At 64.5% G+C, this 21,146-nt stretch carries 21 protein-coding genes; 13 read left to right on the top strand and 8 right to left on the bottom strand.

Translation table 11 applies throughout. The annotated features are described in order from the left end of the window. Positions 1-69 precede the first annotated feature (69 nt). Positions 70-807 carry an HAD-IA family hydrolase gene (locus AC3WJM_RS15740; RefSeq protein ID WP_306962736.1) on the top strand — a complete coding sequence of 246 codons (738 nt, stop codon included), beginning with the start codon at positions 70-72 and terminating at the stop codon, positions 805-807. A 28-nt stretch (positions 808-835) separates the two neighbouring features. On the opposite strand, the gene AC3WJM_RS15735 is transcribed toward AC3WJM_RS15740, so the two are convergent. Genes AC3WJM_RS15735 through tmk form a run of 3 tightly spaced genes read right to left on the bottom strand, consistent with a single transcriptional unit; the run spans position 836 to position 4,276 of the window. After that, on the bottom strand, positions 836-2,437 hold the full coding sequence (locus tag AC3WJM_RS15735) for an alpha/beta hydrolase (protein WP_492272317.1): 1,602 nt from the start codon (positions 2,435-2,437) through the stop codon (positions 836-838). Positions 2,438-2,486: 49 nt separating this feature from the next. Continuing rightward, positions 2,487-3,635, bottom strand: coding sequence for a DNA polymerase III subunit delta' (locus tag AC3WJM_RS15730; protein ID WP_492272316.1), 1,149 nt, complete (start codon positions 3,633-3,635; stop codon positions 2,487-2,489). Next, positions 3,632-4,276, bottom strand: a complete 645-nt coding sequence (tmk, locus tag AC3WJM_RS15725) for a dTMP kinase (protein ID WP_059388660.1) — start codon at positions 4,274-4,276, stop codon at positions 3,632-3,634. Before tmk ends, AC3WJM_RS15730 begins: the two co-directional genes overlap by 4 nt. Positions 4,277-4,450: 174 nt before the next feature. Here tmk and AC3WJM_RS15720 point away from each other — a divergent pair, with 174 nt between their 5' ends. Together AC3WJM_RS15720 and AC3WJM_RS15715 are read left to right on the top strand one after the other, a co-directional pair. Continuing rightward, complete coding sequence (locus tag AC3WJM_RS15720; RefSeq protein WP_492272315.1) at positions 4,451-5,635, top strand: trans-sulfuration enzyme family protein; 1,185 nt, start codon at positions 4,451-4,453, stop codon at positions 5,633-5,635. A 10-nt stretch (positions 5,636-5,645) separates the two neighbouring features. After that, a complete protein-coding gene (locus AC3WJM_RS15715) occupies positions 5,646-5,984 on the top strand; it encodes a DUF2516 family protein (protein ID WP_306962709.1) in 339 nt (112 codons plus the stop codon). A 76-nt stretch (positions 5,985-6,060) separates the two neighbouring features. On the opposite strand, the gene AC3WJM_RS15710 is transcribed toward AC3WJM_RS15715, so the two are convergent. Beyond that, entirely contained in the window at positions 6,061-6,873 is an 813-nt protein-coding gene (locus AC3WJM_RS15710; RefSeq protein ID WP_370872235.1) for a class I SAM-dependent methyltransferase, read from the bottom strand. 133 nt (positions 6,874-7,006) lie between these two features. Here AC3WJM_RS15710 and AC3WJM_RS15705 point away from each other — a divergent pair, with 133 nt between their 5' ends. Further along, on the top strand, positions 7,007-7,753 hold the full coding sequence (locus tag AC3WJM_RS15705; protein ID WP_284988797.1) for a phosphoglyceromutase: 747 nt from the start codon (positions 7,007-7,009) through the stop codon (positions 7,751-7,753). A 73-nt stretch (positions 7,754-7,826) separates the two neighbouring features. Here AC3WJM_RS15705 and phoU read toward each other — a convergent pair whose 3' ends face one another. Then, a complete protein-coding gene (phoU, locus tag AC3WJM_RS15700; RefSeq protein ID WP_284753411.1) occupies positions 7,827-8,480 on the bottom strand; it encodes a phosphate signaling complex protein PhoU in 654 nt (217 codons plus the stop codon). 206 nt (positions 8,481-8,686) lie between these two features. Here phoU and AC3WJM_RS15695 point away from each other — a divergent pair, with 206 nt between their 5' ends. Together AC3WJM_RS15695 and AC3WJM_RS15690 are read left to right on the top strand one after the other, a co-directional pair. Continuing rightward, positions 8,687-9,892: a sensor histidine kinase gene (locus AC3WJM_RS15695; protein ID WP_284988815.1), complete on the top strand. Its 1,206-nt coding sequence runs from the start codon at positions 8,687-8,689 to the stop codon at positions 9,890-9,892. Beyond that, complete coding sequence (locus AC3WJM_RS15690; RefSeq protein ID WP_059388662.1) at positions 9,889-10,569, top strand: winged helix-turn-helix domain-containing protein; 681 nt, start codon at positions 9,889-9,891, stop codon at positions 10,567-10,569. The genes AC3WJM_RS15695 and AC3WJM_RS15690 overlap by 4 nt, the downstream gene beginning before the upstream one ends. Before the next feature lie 103 nt (positions 10,570-10,672). Here the strand turns inward: AC3WJM_RS15690 and AC3WJM_RS15685 are convergent, their stop codons facing one another. Next, positions 10,673-11,245, bottom strand: a complete 573-nt coding sequence (locus tag AC3WJM_RS15685; RefSeq protein WP_492272338.1) for a hypothetical protein — start codon at positions 11,243-11,245, stop codon at positions 10,673-10,675. 295 nt (positions 11,246-11,540) lie between these two features. Here AC3WJM_RS15685 and AC3WJM_RS15680 point away from each other — a divergent pair, with 295 nt between their 5' ends. The 5 genes from AC3WJM_RS15680 (at position 11,541) to rlmB (ending at position 16,123) form a co-directional block, all read left to right on the top strand. Then, the gene (locus tag AC3WJM_RS15680) at positions 11,541-12,023 is read left to right on the top strand and encodes a CarD family transcriptional regulator (protein WP_011690592.1); all 483 of its coding nucleotides are present in this window, start codon (positions 11,541-11,543) and stop codon (positions 12,021-12,023) included. 177 nt (positions 12,024-12,200) lie between these two features. Further along, complete coding sequence (ispD, locus tag AC3WJM_RS15675; RefSeq protein ID WP_492272314.1) at positions 12,201-12,983, top strand: 2-C-methyl-D-erythritol 4-phosphate cytidylyltransferase; 783 nt, start codon at positions 12,201-12,203, stop codon at positions 12,981-12,983. A gap of 23 nt (positions 12,984-13,006) precedes the next feature. After that, complete coding sequence (gene ispF / locus AC3WJM_RS15670; RefSeq protein WP_370872236.1) at positions 13,007-13,516, top strand: 2-C-methyl-D-erythritol 2,4-cyclodiphosphate synthase; 510 nt, start codon at positions 13,007-13,009, stop codon at positions 13,514-13,516. A gap of 68 nt (positions 13,517-13,584) precedes the next feature. Continuing rightward, on the top strand, positions 13,585-15,048 hold the full coding sequence (gene cysS / locus AC3WJM_RS15665) for a cysteine--tRNA ligase (RefSeq protein ID WP_306962714.1): 1,464 nt from the start codon (positions 13,585-13,587) through the stop codon (positions 15,046-15,048). 79 nt (positions 15,049-15,127) lie between these two features. Then, a complete protein-coding gene (gene rlmB / locus AC3WJM_RS15660; protein WP_284753371.1) occupies positions 15,128-16,123 on the top strand; it encodes a 23S rRNA (guanosine(2251)-2'-O)-methyltransferase RlmB in 996 nt (331 codons plus the stop codon). 204 nt (positions 16,124-16,327) lie between these two features. Here rlmB and AC3WJM_RS15655 read toward each other — a convergent pair whose 3' ends face one another. Next, positions 16,328-17,140 carry a carbon-nitrogen hydrolase family protein gene (locus AC3WJM_RS15655; RefSeq protein WP_306962716.1) on the bottom strand — a complete coding sequence of 271 codons (813 nt, stop codon included), beginning with the start codon at positions 17,138-17,140 and terminating at the stop codon, positions 16,328-16,330. A 282-nt stretch (positions 17,141-17,422) separates the two neighbouring features. Between AC3WJM_RS15655 and glgX the strand changes: the two genes are divergently transcribed. Both glgX and AC3WJM_RS15645 read left to right on the top strand, forming a co-directional pair. Next, positions 17,423-19,531: a glycogen debranching protein GlgX gene (gene glgX, locus AC3WJM_RS15650; RefSeq protein WP_306962718.1), complete on the top strand. Its 2,109-nt coding sequence runs from the start codon at positions 17,423-17,425 to the stop codon at positions 19,529-19,531. A gap of 5 nt (positions 19,532-19,536) precedes the next feature. Beyond that, the gene (locus AC3WJM_RS15645; protein ID WP_306962720.1) at positions 19,537-19,896 is read left to right on the top strand and encodes a barstar family protein; all 360 of its coding nucleotides are present in this window, start codon (positions 19,537-19,539) and stop codon (positions 19,894-19,896) included. A 35-nt stretch (positions 19,897-19,931) separates the two neighbouring features. Here the strand turns inward: AC3WJM_RS15645 and glgP are convergent. Beyond that, the coding region (gene glgP, locus AC3WJM_RS15640; protein ID WP_492272313.1) for an alpha-glucan family phosphorylase at positions 19,932-21,146 on the bottom strand (1,215 nt) is incomplete at its 5' end.

Genomic DNA, 21,146 nt, shown 5'->3' with positions numbered 1-21,146 from the left:
GGGGCAAGCTGGGCGGACTAACGTGGCCGCACGATTTCGGTCATCAACCAGCGAAGGGGCGCCATGAGCATGGACAGCAGCAAGAGGATCAACGCGGACGACGCCGGGGCGCACCGTGCGGAGCGGCTGCGGCTTGCTGTCTTGGATATGGTGGGCACCACGATTACCGACGATGGCCGTACCGAGCGGGCGATGTCCCTCGCCCTGCAGGAGACCGGCGTCGAGCCTGGTTCGCCCCGTTTCGAAAGCATGCTCGGCTACGCCCGGGACACCATGGGCTTTTCCAAGCTGACCGTCTTCAGCCACCTTTTTGAAGAAGCACAACGAGCTGAGAGCGCCAACAAGGCCTTCGAACGCGCCTACGACGATCTGATTGCCGACGGTGGCGTCCGGGCTATTCCAGGTGCTGAGGAAACCATCGACTGGTTGCGAGACTCCGGCGTGAAAGTTTGCCTGGCTACGGGCTTCGGCCGGCACACCCAGAACATGGTGCTCGAGTCCCTGGGCTGGATGGGGAAGGCCGATCTCAGCCTGTGCCCGGCCGACGCCGGCCGCGGGCGCCCTTACCCAGACATGATTCTCACGGCAGTCTTGGCCCTTGACCTGGATGATGTCCGCGAGGTCGTCGTGGTGGGGGACACGAGCTCGGATATGTTGTCCGGCCTTCGCTCCGGCGCCTCCGCCGTGGTGGGCGTGCTCACTGGCTTCCACTCCGAGGCGGCTTTGCGCGCGGCCGGCGCCACCGCCGTCGTGCCTTCGGTCAAGGACCTTCCCGCATTGCTTGAGCCCCGCGCGGCACGGCTCTAGCGCGGGCGCCTCAAGTTTGCGAACAAGCTCAGCACATAGTCCCGTCTGAAGGCGCCGTTCCATTCACGAAGTAGTTGTCCACGGCGTCGGAAACGCACTGGTTGGAGCGGCCGTAGGCGGTGTGGCCTTCGCCCTTCCACGTCACGAGGGAAGCATTGCCGAGTTGTTTCCGCAGGGAACCAGCCCAGGCAACAGGTGTCGCCGGGTCCCCGGTGGTGCCAATAACCACAACCGGCGCCGAGCCCGTGTACTTCACAGGAGCAGGTGTGTGCACGGGCTTGTAGGGCCAGTCCTTGCAGTTGATGCCGCCGTAAGCGAAGTAGTAGCCGAAGGTGGGGGAGAGCTGCTTCAGCCGGGCTTCCTCGGAACGCATCCCGGCCGTGTCCGTGACCATGGGGTAGTCAAGGCAGTTGATGGCGTTGAACCCGAACTGGGTGTTCGAAGTGTAGGTGCCGTTCGGGTCCCGGTCTGCGCCGAAGTCGGCAATCCGAAGCATGAGCGACACGTCGCCCTTGAACGCGGCCACCAGGGCCTGGGTCAGGACGGGCCACGATTCGTTGTCGTAGAGCGGGGTGAAAATACCGCTGACGAACGTCGCCCCGGTGACCAGCCGCCCGTCCTTTGCGCGCTTGGGATTCTGCTCGACATCGGCAATGAGGTCCTGGATCTGCTGCACGCCATTATCGACGCTGCCGGTCATCGGGCATCCGGATCTTGCCTGGCAATCCGCCACATAAGTGCGGAGCTCCTTTTCGAACGCCTCGGCCTGCCCCGCAGTGAGGTCCTCGTTGGTGAGGGCCGGATCCACAGCGCCATCCAAAACGAGCCTGCCGACGTTGTTCGGGAACAAGGACGCATAGGTGGCGCCGAGCGACGTTCCGTAGGAGAAGCCCAGGTAGTTGAGTTTTGCGTCGTTCAGCACTGCACGGAGGATGTCCATGTCCTTGGCGGAGCTGGCAGTGTCAATGTGCGGCAGGGCGGGCCCGGATTTTTCCACGCACTTGGTATTGATGGCCTTGGTGTCGGCCAACGCCGCGGCGATGCCCTGGTCGGTTTCGTAGTTGTAGACCTTCTCGCGGGAAGCGTCCCGCTCGGCATCGCTGAGGCACGTCACCGGCGCCGACCGCTTGACGCCGCGGGGATCGAAGCCCACCAGGTCGAAGCTGGACCGCAGCTTGCTGGTGAAGTGGGTTTTCGCCGCGTCCCTGACGAAGTCATAGCCCGAAGCGCCGGGGCCACCGGGATTCACCAGGAGTGAACCCTTCTTTGTGCCTTGGCTCTGGAGCCGGATGGCCGCGATGGAGATGCTGTCACCATCGGGTTTGGCATAGTCCACCGGCACTTTGATGTTGGCGCACTGGAATCCCTGCTCACAGGACGTCCAGTTCACTCTTTGGGAGTAGAAACTCTCCAGTCCTGCCGGCGCCGCGGCGGCGATGGACGCATCCGGGGTGCTGACGTTGCCGGACCCGTTGCCGGCACCATCGTTGGGCGCCGGTACCGAGAAAACGCAGCCGCTCAGCAGCAGGCTCGCGGAGACCGTGGCAGCGACTGCCGCTGCCACCCGCCGCAGTGAGGGGAACCGTGTCCTGGAACTGGACCCGGCGGGCCGGCGTCGTGCGGGGGTCATGCGTTTCTCCTCAGGCTGGGGAAGCGTGCTGTACTTCTAAACTATCCGGCTATTGCTGAATCAGGCTGCTCGCCATGGACTCGACGGCCAGCAGCGGTGCCACGTTGGTGGTGGTGATCCGCACGCGCGCCTTGTTGATGGCATCCATGCGCGCCAAGGTGATTTCAGGCGTGGAGCCTGCCGCATAGGCCCCCAGTTCACTCCTGAGTTCAACGTTGACCAACTCCACGGCGTTCCCCAGTTGGATGACCAGGACGTCCCGATAGAAGGACAGCAGATCAGTCAGCGTGCGGTCGAGGGAATCAGTGATGGAGCGCTTGGCCCGCCGTTTCTGGTCGTCCTCAAGTTGCCTCACCTGGCTTCGCATCGACGGCGGCAGCGTGCCCGACTCCGGAGCGCCCAAGCTCGCGAGCAGGGCAACCTTCTCGGCGGCGTCGCGTTCGTCGTTGGAGCTGTTGGCCTCATCGGTCGCGATCTTGACCAGCTTTTCGGCCATCATCACGGCGGCAGTGACGCCCCTCAGGCCCAGCGGGAAACGGACAGTCTCCATCCGGCGTTCCCTGGCCTCCGGATCGCGGGCCAACCGACGCGCAATGCCGATGTGGCTTTGGGCAGCGCGGGCGGCCCGGTCAGCGATGGCGGGGTCGACGCCGTCGCGCCTTACCAGCAGGGCGGCGACGTCGGCAGCCGGCGGAATCCGAAGGCTCACGGGACGGCAACGCGAGCGGATGGTGACCAGCACATCCGCGGGCGACGGTGCGCACAGCATCCAGATGGTCCGGGGTGTGGGTTCCTCGATGGCCTTAAGCAGTACGTTGGTGGTGCGCTCGGCCATACGGTCCGCGTCCTCCACCACAATGATGCGCCAGCGGCCCGACGCCGGCCGGTCGCCGGCCTTGGACACCAGCTGGCGGGCTTCTTCGATGGTGATGGTGACCTTCTCCGTGCGGACAAAGGTCACGTCGGAGTGGGTCTCGCCGAGGATGGTCCGGCACGATGCGCATTCGCCGCAGCCTCGAAGGGCGACGTCGTCCTGCTCACAGTTCAATGCCGCCGCGAACGCCTTGGCCGCGTTGGAACGGCCCGAACCCGGCGGTCCGGTGAACAACCACGCGTGCGTGAGGCCTTCGCCTTGGGCAGCCGCGCGCAATTGCGCGACGACGGGCGCTTGGCCCTGGAGCTCGTCCCAGACGCTCATGTGCGGCTCCCAAGTAAGTCCTGCACGCGCCGGAGGATCTGCGCGGCGAGGTCCTCGACGGCATCCTTGGCGGGCAGCACGAGGTACGTCTCCGGGCGCGCCTGTGCCAGTTCCAGGAAAGCGGCACGGATGCGGGCGTGGAAATCGTCCGGTTCCGACTCGAGCCGGTCCTCGGCAGCGTCTCCGGCAGTTCTGCGGTCCCGGCCATCGCCCGGGTGGACGTCGAGGAGGACCGTCAGGTCCGGCTCGAGTCCTTCGGTGGCCCATTCGTTGAGCCGCCTGACGTCGACGGTTCCGAGATCCCTGCCGGCGCCCTGGTAAGCGACGGAGGAGTCTATATAGCGGTCCGTGATCACCACTGCGCCTTGTGCCAACGCCGGGCGGATGACCTGGCTTGCGTGGGCGGCCCGGGAGGCTGCGAACATCAGGGCCTCGGTCCGGGGATCAATAGTGCCGTGGCCGTGGTCCAGCACGAGGGAACGCAGCTTCTCACCGATCGGCGTGCCTCCGGGCTCCCGGGTGCGCAGCACGGAAAAGCCAAGGGACTCGAGCGACTCAGCCAGGCGGGCGGCCTGCGTGGACTTGCCGGCCCCGTCCCCGCCTTCGAAAGCGATGAAGAGTCCGGGGCGCTGGTCCGGCATGGGGCTCTGGTCCTGCTTGAGGCGCTGCGTAGTCACGGATCTAAGCGTACAGAGGAACTCTGACAGTGCCCGACGACGGCGCTCGCCCGCCCGGGCGCGACGCACCCTACCGCTGGGCGAGACGAAGCCGTAACAGCTTTCCAGCGCCCGCTCCCCGCGCCGTAGGCTGGGGCAATGAGTCTTTCCCGAGAACATGCCGCAGATCTGTCCCCTGACACTGTGGTGGTGGCGGCAGGCCGTCCCGAACGAAGCCATGACCAGCCCGTCAACCCGCCCATCGTTCTGTCCTCCACGTATTTCGGCACGGGAGCACTGAGCGACGGCGACCGCGGCTACGGACGCTATGCCAACCCCACGTGGGATCCGTTCGAGGAAGCGCTGGCCCAGCTGGAAGGAGCCGAGCTGCCCGGCCTGCTGTATGCCTCGGGCCTGGCAGCAGTGAGTTCCGCGTTGTCGCTCGTGCCGGCCGGGGGAGTCCTCGTCATGCCGACGCACAGCTACGCAGGATCGCTCGTCATGGCCACCGAACTCGCGGCCAAGGGCATCCTTGAATTGCGGACCGTCGACATCGCGGACACCGACGCTGTCAAGGCGCAGCTCGCCCCCGCGGATGGAAAGCCCGCCAGCATGCTGTGGATCGAAAGCCCCACCAACCCCATGCTCGGCATCGCCGACGTCCGGGCCCTGGCCACCGCGGCCCATGAGGCCGGCGCCATCGTGGTCACGGACAACACCTTCTCCACGCCGTTGGTCCAGCAGCCCCTCAGCCTGGGCTCCGACGTCGTGCTCCATTCGGTGACCAAATACCTGGCCGGCCACTCCGACGTCGTACTCGGCGCCTTGGTGACATCCAACGCCGGGCTGCGCGGGGAACTCCTGCACCACCGCATCATCCACGGCGGCATCGCGGGCCCGTTCGAGGCCTGGCTCGCGCTCCGCGGACTGCGCACGCTGGCACTCCGGATCGAGCGCTCGCAATCTTCTGCCGCAACCCTGGCCGAGCGGCTGAGTACCCACCCCCGCGTCGAGTCGATCCGTTTCCCGGGCCTGCCCACCGATCCCGGCCATGAGCGGGCCAAGTCCCAAATGAAGGGCTTCGGCTCGATCCTCTGCATCCAGCTCGCCGGAGACGGGACCCGCAGCGGTGCCGACGCGGCAGATCAGTTGGTTCGTGCATTGCAGTTGTGGATCCCGGCGACGTCGCTGGGCGGCGTCGAATCCCTCATCGAACGCCGACGCCGGCACACCGCCGAGCCGCTCAGCGTGCCGGACAACCTGGTCAGGATGAGCGTCGGAATCGAGAACGTCGAAGACCTCTGGGCGGATTTGGAGCAAGCGTTCAAGTCGCTTGACCGCTAGGCTTGTGGGCGTGGACGGAAAAATTTTGATTTCAAACATCCAGAATGGGATTTGGTTCATTCTGGGACTGGTCGCCTTCGCTTTGGAGCTGTGGGCGCTGGTCGATTGCCTGCGCCACAAACCCTCGTCCTTTGAGGCCGCGTCCAAGCGCACCAAGACTTTCTGGCTTGCCCTGACCGGGATCGCAGCGGTGATCGGCGGGCTTTCCCTGCTCGGTGGCGGCAGTGGCTTCGGCTTCTTCGGCATCGCGGCTGTCACCGCGGCGTGCGTCTATTTGGCGGACGTCCGTCCCGCGGTGAAGGAAATCGGCAACAGCGGCCGCAACCAAGGGCCGTACGGTCCCTGGTGATCCCCACCGGCTCCCAGCCTTCGCAAGCTCAGGCCGGGGCCCTCGCCGGTGTGGGCCCAGGCCTGCCCGCGGCCAACTAAGCCGGGGCCACCGCTGACCAGTCGACCGTAACTTCCCCCAAGCGCCAGCGCGAGGGTCCGTCCTGAAGGGGCCAACCGGCGTCGCGCATTGATTGGCACATGGCGGTCCACCGCTGCCTGCTGCCGAAGGACGCAAGCGGTGCGGCTTCCAGCCAGGCTTGGTCCAACGCATTCAGGAAAGCATGGATGCGTTCGCCGGGGATATTACGGTGGATGAGTGCCTTGGGCAGGCGTTCGGCCACGTCAGAGGGCAGTTCGAAGCCGCCGAACCGCATGGACAGGCTCAGGCTCAACGGCCGGTCCGGATCCAGTGCAACCCACGTCACCCTGCGGCCGATTTCGTCACACGTACCGTCGATGAACAACCCCTGCGGTGCCAACCGCGACTGCACGAGCGCCCAGATCCCCGCCACGTCCGACTCCTCGTATTGCCGCAGTACGTTGAAGGCGCGCACCAACACTGGATTGCCCGGAACAGGAACCTCGAAACCGCCCACGTGGAAGCTGAGCCCGGGCCTTTCCAAGGGCTTCGCGATACTGACTCGCTCGGGTTCGATCTCGATCCCGCACACGCGGACGTCCGGGCGGACGGCCTGCAGCCTTTCGAAGAGTTCGACGGCGGTGGCCGGGGAAGCGCCGTAGCCAAGGTCCACTACCAAGGGGTCGACGGCGGAGCGTAGCCGCCATCCCTGCGGGCCCGCCAACCAGCGGTCCAAACGGCGCATGCGGTTGGGATTGGTGGTGCCCCTGGTGATGTTTCCGACGGGTTTGCCGCGCCTTCCCTGCACCCGCTCCGCTTTTCGCACCACCGTCCCACTTTATCCTCCAACGCGGGGTCACTTACGGCCCATCCGGCGGACGAACACCGGCGCTAAGTGACCCCGCGTTGTGGAGGGCGTAACGCCCGGCAACGGCAGGGCTTGATCGCTTAGGATGAAAACCATGACTTACAAGCTGATTCTGCTGCGCCACGGCCACAGCGACTGGAACGCCAAGAACCTGTTCACCGGCTGGGTGGACGTCGACCTGAACGACCAAGGCCGCGAGGAAGCAGCCCGCGGCGGAGAGCTTCTGGTCGAGAACAACATTCTCCCGGACATCCTGTACACGTCCCTGCTCAAGCGGGCCATCAACACCGCGAACATCGCCTTGGACAAGGCCGATCGCGGCTGGATCCCGGTCAAGCGTGACTGGCGCCTCAACGAGCGCCACTACGGCGCCTTGCAGGGCAAGGACAAGGCCCAGACCCTCGCTGAGTTCGGTGAAGAGCAGTTCATGGAATGGCGCCGCAGCTACGACACCCCGCCGCCCCCGCTCTCCGACGACAGCGAGTTCTCCCAGGCACACGATCCCCGTTACGCGGATCTCGGCGATGCCCTCCCGCGCACCGAATGCCTCAAGGACGTCCTCGTGCGTCTCCTGCCGTACTGGGAATCCGACATCAAGGAAGACCTCAAGTCGGGCAAGACCGTCCTGGTCACGGCTCACGGCAATTCCCTGCGCGCGCTCGTCAAACACCTCGACGGCATCAGCGACGAAGACATCGCGGGCCTCAACATCCCCACCGGCATCCCGCTGGTCTACGACCTGGACGAGAACTTCCAGCCGATCAACCCCGGCGGAACCTATCTCGACCCCGAGGCCGCGGCAGAGTCCATCAAGGCTGTAGCTGCCCAGGGCAAGAAGTAGTTTTTGAGAGAACGACGGCGGCCGGCCCACCTTGCGAGGTGGGCCGGCCGCCGTCGTTGTTTGCTAAGACTGGCTAGAAGCCTTCAGGCTGCCATTCACCGGTGACCAGGTAGGTCACCTTGCGGGCAACGGAGACGCCGTGGTCGGCGAAACGCTCGAAGTAGCGGCTGGCGAGGGCCACATCCACCGTGGTGGCTGCAGTCTCGGCCCAGGCAGGATCAGCGATTGCCCTGAAGACGCTCAAGTGCAGATCGTCCACGCGGATGTTGAGCTTGAGGATGTCGCGGGCAACTTCGAGGTCGCGGGACTCCAGGAGCAGCGTCACCTTCTGGATGATTTCGAGGTCGAGGCGCGCCATGTCCTTGAATGTCGCCGTCAGCTGCTCGGGGATGACCGTGGCCGGGTAGCGCAAACGGGCCAGCTGGGCCACGTGCCGGGCGAGGTCACCCATGCGCTCCAGGGATGCGCTCATCCGCAGGGAGCCGACGATCATCCGGAGATCGCTTGCCACAGGGCCCTGGAGGGCCAGGATGTCGATGGCGCGCTCGTCGAGGCCGTTCTGCAGGAAGTCGATCCGCGCGTCGGCGGCAATGACATCCTGGGCAAGATCGACGTCGGCGCCTTCGAAGGCGGTGGTCGCGTTCTGGATCGCCTCAGTGACCAGCTTTGAGATCTCGATGAGGTCCTCACCGACCTGGATGAGCTCCTCCTGAAAAACCTTGCGCACGGTGGCGTCCTCTCCTTGGAAATCTCCTCCGCACCCCTCTGACGGCGCGGAAATCATCACAGCTAACTACGGTCCAACTAGTAAGAGTGGCAGTGGTCAATGAACGATTGCGCACCTTTAGGTGAACGTTAGCTGAATCGGGGCGGTTTGGTGACCGTTCCATATTTTGCAGTGTTTTGAGCGCATAAGCTAGATCCGTGGATCCAGTGCTCATCGGTGTCATCGCAGGTCTAGTCGGCCTGTCGTGCGGCGTCTTTGGCGTGCTCGCGTTCAGGCTCAGTGAACGGCAGCGGAAGATCGTGGACCTGGACGTCACCGAGCCGCTTCTTCCGGAGGGAGCAGCGGAGGTGCTGTCGGTCGTCGGGCGCGCTTTCGTCGTCGTGGACGCGATCGACGGCGTGGTCCGGGCCAGTCCCGCGGCCTATGCGTACGGCCTCGTGCGGGGCCACACAGTGGTGCACAAGCAGTTGCTGGACATGACCGCAAAGGTGCGGCGCGACGGCGTGATCCTGGAGGAGACTTACGAGTTGCCCCGCGGTCCATTGGGCAAGGGAACCATTGTGGTCCAGGTGCGGGCAGCCATGCTCGGATGGGAATATATCGTCCTGCTGGCCGATGACCGTACCGAAATCACCCGTACCGAAGAGATCCGCAACGACTTCGTGGCGAACGTCTCGCATGAACTCAAGACGCCGGTGGGCGCCATCTCCCTGCTTGCGGAAGCGCTCGAGGCGAGCCCGGACGACGAAGAAGCCGTGCGCCGCTTCGCGAAGCGCATGCACAAGGAATCGACACGGCTGGCCGCGCTGGTTCAGGACATCATTGAGCTGTCCCGGCTTCAAGGTGCCAATGTGGCACAGCAAGGGCACGCCGTGGACATCAATACGGTGATCTCCGAGGCCGTGGACCGCTCGCAGCTCCCGGCCGAGCTCAAGAACATCAAGATCGTCGTCGGGGGCCGCACGGAAACGATGGTTTTCGGCGACCAGGACCTGTTGGTGACCGCCTTGCGGAACCTGATCGACAACGCCATCCGTTATTCGCCGGAGAACACCCGCGTGGGAGTGGGGGTCCGCGCCAAAGAAGGCGTGGTGGCCATTTCCGTCACGGACCAGGGCGAGGGTCTCAGCCCGGAGGACCAGGAACGCATCTTCGAACGCTTCTACCGTGTGGATGCGGCGAGGTCCCGGCAGACCGGGGGAACAGGCCTGGGACTGAGCATCGTCAAGCATGTGGTGTCCAACCACGGCGGCGAGGTCACCGTCTGGTCCCAGCCAGGCCAAGGTTCTACTTTCACCATCCGCCTTCCGGAAATGGAAGGCCAGGAGGACGACGACGCCGGGGCGAAGCCCCGAAGCGTGATTCAAACGACGGGCGCCGTACGCGCCCTAGAGCAAGGAGCTGGCGCTTGAGCAGGATTCTGATCGTGGAGGACGAGGAGTCCTTCAGCGACCCTCTGTCCTACCTATTGGGCAAGGAAGGCTTCGATGTCCAGGTTGTGGACAACGGCAGTGACGCCTTGGTGGAGTTCGACCGGAACGGGGCCGACCTGGTGCTGCTGGACTTGCAGCTTCCGGGGACCCCTGGCACTGAGGTCTGCAGGCAACTGCGCCAGCGTTCCAGCGTCCCGGTCATCATGCTGACGGCCAAGGACTCGGAAATCGACAAGGTGGTTGGCCTGGAGCTCGGCGCGGACGACTACGTCACCAAGCCGTACTCCTCGAGGGAACTCGTGGCGCGCGTGCGTGCCGTGCTGCGCCGCCAAGGCGAACCGGAGGAACTCATCACGTCCACCGTCCAGGCCGGCCCGGTGCGGATGGACATTGAGCGGCACGTAGTGAGCGTCAACGGCGAACAGGTGTCGCTTCCGCTGAAGGAATTCGAACTCCTTGAGATGCTCCTTCGCAATTCAGGCCGGGTGCTCACCCGCGGGCAGCTGATCGACCGCGTCTGGGGCTCGGACTACGTGGGCGATACCAAGACCCTGGATGTCCACGTGAAGCGCTTGCGCAGCAAGATCGAGCCGGACCCCTCTGTTCCCCGCTACCTGGTGACGGTTCGGGGCCTGGGCTACAAGTTCGAGCCGTAGGAACCTACAGCAAAAAGGAAGGGCTCCCCTCGTGGGAGCCCTTCCTTTTTGTCTTCGTGGATCCAGCTTGTTGCCGACCCTAGCGGCGCAGGCCGCTGGCGGCCTAGTGGCCGGTTGCGCTTGCGCTCGGCGTCGCGCTGGTGCCCGAGGTCGCACTGCTGGTCGGGGTGGCGGAACCGCTGACCGAGGGGCTCGGAGAAGCGGAAACCGTGGGGAGGTACTTCGAGTATTCCTTCAACGAAGCATCCAGGACCGGGAACTGCACGGTGCGGGAATCGGAGCCGGTCTTGATGGTCACGGAAACCATGGAACCCGGGGCTCCGCCGCTCGTGCTCAGAATCGCGGGGTCGGTGTTCTCGTTGAGGTAGGTCTGGGACTTGGCCTTGACCGGAATAGTCGCCTGTGAGCCGCCTGCGCCACTGATGGTCAGGGTTGCATCGCTCGAGGAAGTGTTGAACACGGCACCAATGACGCGTCCCGGCTTGTTGGCGTCCGTGGAGACGATGAGCATGTTGCGCAGCTGAAGCGAACCGAGGTCATCCCTGACGCCATCAGACGGAGAGTACTGCTCGTTGGTCTGCTGGGGGTTGATATAGCCACAGCCGGTCACGGACAAGAGACCGATGCTGATGGCGGCCGCCGCCATCGCCAGTTTGCCGCGCTGGACACGGTTCATCGCAGTAATGCGCACGACACGTACTCCTCTAAGAGTCATTGGAACACTTTTCAGCCATAGCCTATCGGCAAACTAGCAGGAACAAGGATTCCGATCACCATTGTGGCGGCCCTCCAGAAGGAGTAGGGTCATCCGGAACGCTGCGTCCAATGCACTTTTATGCCCTCCCGTCAAGAGGGTGCCGGAGGGTCGAAAAGGCCATTTTCCGCGTATTTACTGGGCTCAGGACCCCTTTCCGTGCCAATCGTATGCCTTAAGCGTGATAAACTGGTCTGCGGGAAAGGGGAAAGTCCACATGGTTTTTGAGGTCGGCGAGACAGTAGTTTACCCTCACCACGGTGCAGCAAAAATTGAAGAAATCAAGATGCGCACTATCAAGGGCGAAGAGAAAATGTATCTCAAGCTCAAGGTGGCTCAGGGTGATCTGACCATTGAAGTTCCAGCAGAAAACGTAGACCTTGTTGGGGTCCGCGACGTAGTGGGCAAGGAAGGCTTGGAGCACGTATTTGACGTTCTCCGCGCCGAGTTCACTGAAGAGCCCACCAACTGGTCCCGTCGCTACAAGGCAAACCTGGAGAAGCTTGCTTCCGGCGACGTCATCAAGGTTGCAGAGGTCGTCCGCGATCTTTGGCGCCGTGATCACGATCGCGGCCTTTCCGCAGGTGAGAAGCGAATGCTGGCCAAGGCTCGTCAGATTCTGATTTCAGAACTGGCATTGGCTGAGAAGACCGACGAAGAGAAGGCCGCAAGCGTTCTCGACGAAGTTCTGGCTTCCTAACAGAGATTCAAAGATTTGAACCCCGGTAGCAACCTGCTGCCGGGGTTTCCTTTTGCCCGAAAGCTGAACTCCCAGCGCCGCAGCCCAACCAACTCGCAGTAGGTGTCGTTCTGGGCGCCCAAAACGACACCTAGTGCTAGCTAGTTGGGCCGGTGGGCACCACGTAGGCTTGGGCGCATGACTACACCATCCCAGCGCGAGGCCACCGCCGTCGTCGTCGTTGCGGCAGGCTCCGGTGAGCGGCTTGGCTACGGCATGCCCAAGGCGAAAGTGCCGCTGGGCGGCGAAACGATCCTGACCCATGCCCTTCGCGGCGTCGCGACCGCCGATGTTGCCCGCCAGATCTGCGTGGCAGTCCCGGCGGGGGACCTGGAACTGCGCGAGCTTTGTGAACAATTCCGCCAAGAGCTGGGCGCTGACGGGCCGCTGATCACCGTGGTCGACGGCGGATCCACCCGGGCCGCTTCGGTCCGGGCGGCCCTTGGGGCGGTCCTTGAGGGAACTCGCGCTGTGCTGGTTCACGACGCCGCGCGTGCCTTGACTCCCGACCGGGTCTTCCACCGCGTAGCCGTTGCGCTCTCGTCGGGCGCCAAAGCGGTCATCCCCGCTATTCCGGTGGTGGACACCGTCAAGATGGTTGCGGAAACGGACGGGGACGACGCCGGAATCGCGCCCGAGATCGTCACGGGCACCGCCCCGCGAGAACAACTGCGCGCCGTGCAGACTCCGCAGGGATTCGACTATGAAACTTTGCTGCGCGCCCACGCGGCAGCCGCGACGTTCGACGACGAGCAGTCGGCGGCAGTCACGGACGACGCCATGCTCGTCGAGCTCCTGGGCGTGCCCGTGCACGCGGTCCGGGGCGCCAGCCAGTCGTTGAAGATCACCACGCCGCTGGACCTCATCATTGCCGAAGGCCTGCTGGAAGGGCCGCTCGGAGTCCGCTGGGTGGAAGGCTGATGGAAGGCTCGCAGAACGTAACGATGATCCTGCCGCGCACCGGCATCGGGGTGGACGTGCACGCCTACGCACCTGACAACGATCCGCAGCCGCTATGGCTCGGCGGGCTGTTTTGGGAGGGGGAGCGCGGACTTTCGGGGCATTCCGACGGCGATTGCGTCGCCCATGCGGCTGCGGACGCGCTCTTCTCGGCGTGCGGCATCGGTGATCTGGGCACGCATTTCGGCACGGACCGTCCCGAACTCGCGGGTGCGTCCGGGGTGAAACTCTTGGGGGAGGCTGCCAGGATCGTCCGTGCCGCCGGTTTCGAAATCGGGAACGTGGCAGTGCAGTTCGTTGCCAACAGGCCAAAGTTCGGGCCGCGGCGTGAAGAATCGCAGCGTGTCCTCAGCGCCGCCGCTGGAGCTTCCGTCAGCGTCACGGCAACCACCAGCGATGGCTTGGGTTTCACGGGGCGTGGCGAGGGCATTTCCGCCGTCGCCACGGCGCTCGTGTACGCCGTGCCGGGAGCGCACAAAGGCGATAGCGCCTAAATCGCGCCTAAACAGGGACGGATGGCGCCCAACGAAGCCTGATGGTCCGCATCCGCTAATCTGGAGCGGTGACCCTGCGCTTTTACGACACCGCATCCGCCGAAGTCCGCGACTTCGTTCCCCTTGAAGCCGGCAAGGCCAGCGTCTACTACTGCGGTGCCACGGTGCAGGGGATGCCGCACGTGGGACATGTCCGCTCCGCGATCGCCTTTGACCAGTTGACCCGCTGGCTTGAATATCGCGGCCTGCGTGTCACCGTTGTCCGCAACGTCACAGACATCGACGACAAGATCCTCGCCAAGTCGGCGCAGTCATTCGGGCCGGACTGGGCCGAGGAACCAACAGCCAAGGCCGAGGAAGAATGGTGGGCTCTGGCCTACCGCTACGAGCAGGAATTCGAGCAGGCCTACGACGTCCTGGGCGTTTCCCGCCCTACGTACGAACCGCGCGCCACCGGCCATATCCCGGAGATGCACGCCCTCATTCAAAGGCTCATCGACCGCGGCCACGCCTACCCTGCGCTGGACGACTCCGGCGACGTCTACTTCGACGTCCGCTCCTGGAGCAAGTACGGCTCGCTGACCCGCCAGAACATCGACGATATGCAGGGCGCCGCCGACGTCGAGCCGCAATTCAGCAACAGGAAGCGCGACCCGCGGGACTTCGCGCTGTGGAAGGGCTACAAGGACGGGGAGCCGACGACGGCGAGCTGGGTTTCGCCGTGGGGAACCGGCCGGCCGGGTTGGCATCTTGAATGCTCCGCCATGGCTACGAAGTACTTGGGCCAGCAGTTCGACATCCATGGCGGCGGATTGGACCTCCGCTTCCCGCACCACGAGAACGAGATGGCACAATCGCAGGCTGCGGGCGACGAGTTCGCCAACTTCTGGCTGCACAACGGCATGGTCACGTATGAGGGCGAAAAGATGTCCAAGTCGGTGGGCAACACCGTGAGCCCCGAGGAGATGCTCGAGCTCGCGAGTCCGCGCGTTGTCCGGTACTACCTCGGCCAGGCGCAGTACCGCTCCATCCTGGACTACCGGCCCACCTCGCTTCAGGAGGCTGCGGCTGCCGTGGAGCGTATCTACGGTTTTATTGCGAAAGCCTCCAAGAAGTTCGGTGGCGAGTTTGCCGCCCACCCTGAGTCGAGTCCCGTGCCGGATGCCTTCGCTGCTGCCATGGATGACGATCTCAACGTCCCGCAGGCCCTTGGCGCCCTGCACGAGACTGTCCGTGCCGGAAACACGGCGCTGGCGTCGGGGGACGACGCGGGAGCCCGGCAGGCGCTCCAGGCCGTGATGGCCATGACCACTGTGCTCGGACTGAACGATGTACGCGGCGAGGTCCAGGAGAATTCCGAGACCGCCCAGGCCCTTGAGGTCCTTGTGGAAGCCCAGTTGCAGGCGCGGGCCGACGCGCGGGCCAACAAGGATTGGGCGGCTTCCGACGCGATCCGGGACACTCTCGCGGCAGCCGGTATCGCCGTCGAGGATGGCGCCGACGGCGCCAGCTGGAGCCTCAAACGGGACTGAGAAAGGGCCGTCGTCCCGATTTAAGTTGATTCAGTAGACTTGATTGCAGACGTACTCAACACAATCAAGGGTGGAATTCATGGCCAACAACGGTCGCCGGGCTGTCAAGAGCAAGAAGGGCCCCACCACCGGAACCGGTGGCCACGGTCGAAAGGCCCTCGAAGGCCGGGGTCCGACCCCCAAGGCTGAGGACCGCGAGTACCACAAGGCGTACAAGAGCAAGCAGCTTGCTGAACGCTCCGCAGCCAAGCGTGCGGCCGGAGGCGCCAGCCGCTCCAACCCGGGCGCCCGCTCGGGCCCCAAGGGCCGCGCTACCGAGGAAGTGGTCACCGGACGCAATTCCGTGGTGGAGGCACTTCGCGCCGGAATCCCCGCGAAGGCACTGCACGTTGCCATCCGGATCGAGATGGACGACCGCGTCAAGGAATCCCTCAAACTCGCTGCCGAACGAGGCATCCCGCTGCTGGAAACCGGTAAGCCCGAGCTTGACCGCATGACCGAAGACGCTGTCCACCAGGGCCTCGTGCTGCAGATCCCGCCGTACGAATACCAGGACGCCTACGACCTCGCCGAAGAGACGGTCGCCAAATGGAAGAAGGGGTACATCCCCAACGCGCCCCTCTTCGTTGCGCTCGACGGCATCACCGACCCCCGCAACCTGGGCGCCATCATCCGCTCCGTTTCCGCCTTCAGCGGCCACGGCGTGATTGTCCCGGAGCGCCGCTCCGTCGGCGTCACCGCTTCGGCTTGGAAGACCAGCGCAGGCGCGGCGGTCCGCGTTCCCGTGGCCCGGGCGTCCAACCTGAACAACGCCCTCAAGCAGTTCAAGCAGATGGGTATCTTCGTGTTGGGCCTGGACGGCGACGGCGATGTCTCGCTGCCGGATCTCTCCTTGGCCACCGATCCCGTGTGCATTGTGGTGGGCTCCGAGGGCAAGGGCCTCAGCCGCCTGGTCCGCGAAAACTGCGACCAGATCATCTCCATCCCGATCGACTCCGCCATGGAATCGCTCAACGCCTCTATGGCAGTGGGCATCTCCCTGTACGAAGTCTCGAGGCAGCGCGCGGCCAAGTAGCCGATTGGGTGGCGGCCCAGCCGCCGGCCAAATACTGACGCTCGCTCACTTATGTGGTGTTTCCGACGGACGCCCGCTCACTTAGGTGAGCGGGCGTCCGTCTATTTACCGCCAGATGTGAGCGGGCGTCCGTCTATTTACCGCCAGATGTGAGCGGGCGTCCTTGTTTTTGACGCCAGATGTGAGCGAGGGTTGCCGTTACCTTCAGAAATCGCGGCGGTTCGCCAGGACCGGGAGCTTGACCCGCGCGTCCTCGACGACGGCGGCGTCCAGTTCCGCGAACAAGAGGCCGGGTTCGGCGTCGAGCTCTTCCAACACGTTTCCCAAGGGGGACACGACGACGGAGTGCCCCACTCCGGTGGGTGCCGCACCTTTGGGTTCACGGCCCTGGGTCACTGGATCGCCCTGACCGCACGCAAGGACGAAGGTCGTGGTGTCGAGAGCCCGGGCCCGCGCGAGCAGCTTCCACTGCTCCGCCTTCCCCGGTCCGGCTCCCCAGGAAGCGGACACGATATTCACATCGGCTCCCCGCTCGGCATTGGCCGTGAAGAGCGCCGGGAATCGGATGTCGTAGCACGTGGCCAGGCCAAAGGTGAGGCCACCGGCGTCGAACGTCACCGGATTGGTGCCGGCGTCGACGGTGTCGGATTCCGCAAAGCCGAACGCGTCGAAAAGGTGGATCTTGTCATAGCTGGTGTCCACTCCGGGCCCGGTGGCGATCAGGGTGTTCCGGACCTTGCCGTTGCTGCTGCCGTCGGAGGCCACTCCAGGGGTGAACATTCCGGCCACGATCACGATCCCAAGATCCTGGGCGATCTTCCGCACCCGGCTTGCCCATGGCCCGTCCAGGGGCTCGGCGATGTCGAGCAGGGAATTTCCGAACGCCCGCATGGTCGCTTCCGGGAACACCACGAGCTCGGCGCCGCCCTCCTTGGCCCGGCGCGCGTAGTCTTCCAACAGGACCAGGTTGTCTGCCAGCTCGCGGCCGCTGATGAGTTGAGCAAGAGCGATTCGCACGATTACCTCCACATTGGTGTATAGCCAAAGTATGCAACGACCGTGCCGAGGATACGAACTCATCCGCGTGCGCGCGGGCGTCTTCCGCGCAACCGACACAATCCGCTCCAACGACCGGTTTCACGAAAAGCGCAACGGGCCGGGGGAGATGACGTTTCAGCAGGTGAGCAGCTTGTTTGCGCTCCCGGGGGCCGCCGGTTTGGGTCCGACCGGAGGATGCGGGCACTGTCATATGGGCCGTGGGCAAGGGAGAATTGGCCCTAGAGACTAAACTCTCAACTAATGGTTATGCCGATTTTTGACACAGCATCTACAGTGGACGCCTCGCGGCCGTCGCCGCTCGGGCTCAGTGTTCCGCTGCCCGGGAAATCCGACCGCGACACCTCCTCGCCGGACCGGGTCAACGTCGCTGTATGGGCCCCCGGACTCACTCGAGTCGAAATCGCCTACAAGGCCCCGGGCGACTCCTGGAAAGTCCACACGCTGCCCAAACTCGAGGACGGCGTGCACCACGGGATCGTGGACGGGCTTCCGCTCGGCACCCGGTACGGTTTCCGGGCAGCAGTCCACGAGGACACACTTCCACTATCTGTGCCTGCTCCGGACTTTGACGCCGACGACGCCGAGCAGCTCTTGCTGGATCCCTACGGTCGGGCGGTGCACCAGCGCGGAGAACTGCTGACCTCCGTGCGGATGGACTCGGCTTTCGATTGGGGCGACGACCGTCCGCTGCGCACGCCGTGGCGGGAGACTATTGTCTACGAGGCACACGTCCGCGGCCAAAGCATGCTGCATCCGGATATCCCCGAGCACCTCCGCGGCACCTACGCGGGCATGGCCCACCCCGCCATGATCGAGCACTTCCACTCATTGGGAGTCACGGCTGTCCAATTGCTTCCCATCCACTTCCACATCGACGAGCAGCACCTGCAGTACTTGGGCCTCACCAATTATTGGGGCTACAACACAGCAGCCTTCTTTGCGCCCCACTCGGACTACGCCACGCAGGCAGCCCAGCAGGCCGGGCCACACGCCGTCCAGGATGAATTCAAAGGCATGGTGAAGCTCCTGCATGCCGCCGGGATCGAAGTGATCCTCGACGTCGTCTACAACCACACGGCGGAAGGCGGCCCCGACGGCGACACCCTCAGTTTCAGGGGCCTCGGCGAGCAGCGGTATTACCGCCACGATGCCCACGGCCGCTACCTCGACACGACGGGCTGCGGCAACACCCTCAATTTTGCGGAACCGAGGGTAGTGGATCTTGCCATTGAATCGCTGCGCTATTGGGCGGAAGAGTTCCACATCGATGGCTTCCGTTTCGACCTTGCCGTGACCCTGTGCCGCAATGCGGGCAACGAGTTCGATCCTGAACATCCTTTCCTGAAGCGCATCGCGGAGGACCCGGTGATCTCCAAGACCAAGCTCATTTCCGAGCCGTGGGATGTGGGCTACGGTGGCTGGCAGACAGGGCGGTTCCCCAAGGGATGGGTGGACTGGAACGATCACTTCCGCGACGGAGTGCGCCGCTTCTGGCTCTCTGACCGGGGCGCTGCCGACGCCGGGATGTCCGGGGGAAACGTGGGGGTCTTGGCGGACGCCTTGACTGGCTCAGCCCGGGTCTTTGAACCCTCTGGGCGCTCAAGGCTCGCCTCCCTCAACTTCATCACCGCCCACGACGGTTTCACGCTTGCCGACTTGGTGTCCTACGACCGCAAGCACAACGAGGCCAACGGCGAACAAAACCGCGATGGCCACAGCGACAACCGCAGCTACAACCACGGATTCGAAGGACGAACGGAGAACGAGAGGATTCTCGCGGCCCGTGCCCTTTCGAAACGGAACCTCATGACTACGTTGATGATCTCCATCGGCGTGCCCATGATCACCGCCGGCGACGAGCTTGGGCGCACACAGCAGGGAAACAACAACGCCTATTGCCAGGACAACCCCCTGACGTGGATCGACTGGACCCAGACACCCGAATCGCACGACATGCTGCGGAGCACCAAACGGGTGATCCGGCTCCGCAAGGAGTTCATGCAGGCCCAGGACGCGGGCTTCCCGGACAAGGGGACGGGCCTGGACTGGTTTGATGAGGAAGGCCAGCCCATGACGGCGGCCCGTTGGCACGATCCTTCCCTGCGGGTTGTGCAACTCCTGGTGAGCTCGGAGGGCGGCGCCTACCGCGGCTTGCTCGTGATCAACGGGAACAAAGACGATCAGAAGGTCGTCCTGCCCAAACTGGTCGCCGAATCCGGTGCCGGCAGCCGGATGTTCGAACTAAGACTGACGACGTCCGAGCTCAATGACCGCAGGCAGGGCGCGCTGGTCGCGGCAGGCGAACGGGAAGTCGTCCAAGGCAACACCATCAACGTCTACCGCACCTAGGAACCATGAAAATCTATTCCGCAGACACGTGGACACTCGAAGAACTACAGGAACAAGTGTCCGACGCCGGCCGCCGGACCGTGATGGTGCCGCCGGCCGCAAACAAGGAGGCCGTCCTGGAAGTGTTCGGCCAAGTGCTCGATTTCCCCGAGTACGACGGCGTGGACCTGGATGCGCTCAACGATTCACTCCACGATTTCGCAGACAGTGTGTCCGAGGACGAGCAACCACCCGTCACCCTGATTTGGCAGGTCCCTGCCGTCTACCGAACGGACCGGTCCTTCGGGTTGGTCTGCGAAATCCTCCAGGACGCCGAGTTCTACTCCGGGCGGGACCTCGCTGTCATAGCGGTCTTCCAGCAGTAGCGCGACCGGGCGGGCAGGGCCCGCCCGGTTAGCCGCTACGCGTTGACGATCAGCCCCAGTTCGGCCTTGGAGGCCAGGGAGGGGTGTTTCGGGAAGACCCGGACGGTGTAGCCGAAGGACCCGGAGCGGTTGATCAGGATGGACCCGGTGAACAGGTGGCGCCCGTTGCCAAGGTCCTCGAACGAGCTCAGTTCGGCCACGGTGATGTCCTCCAGCTCATCGCTTTCTTCGGCCCGCCCATAGGCCACCTCGACGCTCACATCGTCCGGTGTCAGCGTATGGAGGGCGATGTAGGCGTTGACCTGGAGGGTGTCGCCGATCTGGGGCTCCTCGGAGACGCCGATGGAATCGACGTGTTCCACGATCAGCTGTGGCCAGGCGGTGCGGACCTTGGTGGTCCAGGCCGCGAGTTCCTTCGCTTCCTTGAACGAGCCGGCCACGGCGCGCCGTCCCGACTCCGCTGCGGGGCGGTAGAGGGTGTTGACGTAGTCCTGGAGCATGCGGTCGGCCGAGACGGCCGGGCCGAGGTGGGCCAGGGTGTGCTTGATCATCGAGACCCAGTGCGTCGGCACGGCTTCCGGGCCGGACTGCGAGGGCCCGGCCGCGCCGGCTTCCGCGGAGACGGTGGAGCCGTAGAAGCGCGGGGCCACCTGGGTTTCGAGGAGCTCGTAGAGCGCGGCCGCTTCGATGTCATCGCGTTCTGTCGGGGACGCGTCGTTGTTCGCGGTCGGGATCGCCCAGCCGTTCTCGCCGTCGTACATCTCATCCCACCAGCCATCCAGGACCGAGAGGTTCAGGGAGCCGTTGATGGCCGCCTTCATCCCGGAGGTCCCGCAGGCCTCCAGGGGCCGGAGCGGGTTGTTCAGCCACACGTCGCAGCCCGGGAACAGGGTGCGGGCCATCGCGATGTCGTAATTGGGCAGGAACACGATCCGGTGCCGCACGGCGGGGTCGTCGGTGAACTTCACCAGGTCCTGGATCATCTTCTTCCCGGCGTCGTCGGCCGGGTGGGACTTGCCGGCGATGACCAGCTGGATGGGGTGCTTCGGGTGCAGCAGCAGGGCCTTGAGCCGGGCCGGGTCCCGGAGCATCAGGGTCAGGCGCTTGTAGGTGGGCACGCGCCGGGCGAAACCGATCGTGAGCACGTCCGGGTCCAGCACGGTGTCCGTCCAGCCCAGCTCCGCATCGGCCGCCCCGCGCTTCTTCCACGCCGCCCGGAGCCGACGCCGGACATCCTCCACGAGGGATAC

The sequence above is a fragment of the Arthrobacter sp. FW306-1B-G06A genome (assembly GCF_058781765.1).
Note: the sequence above shows the minus strand (reverse complement) of the source record. Positions and strands in the feature narration are given on the sequence as shown.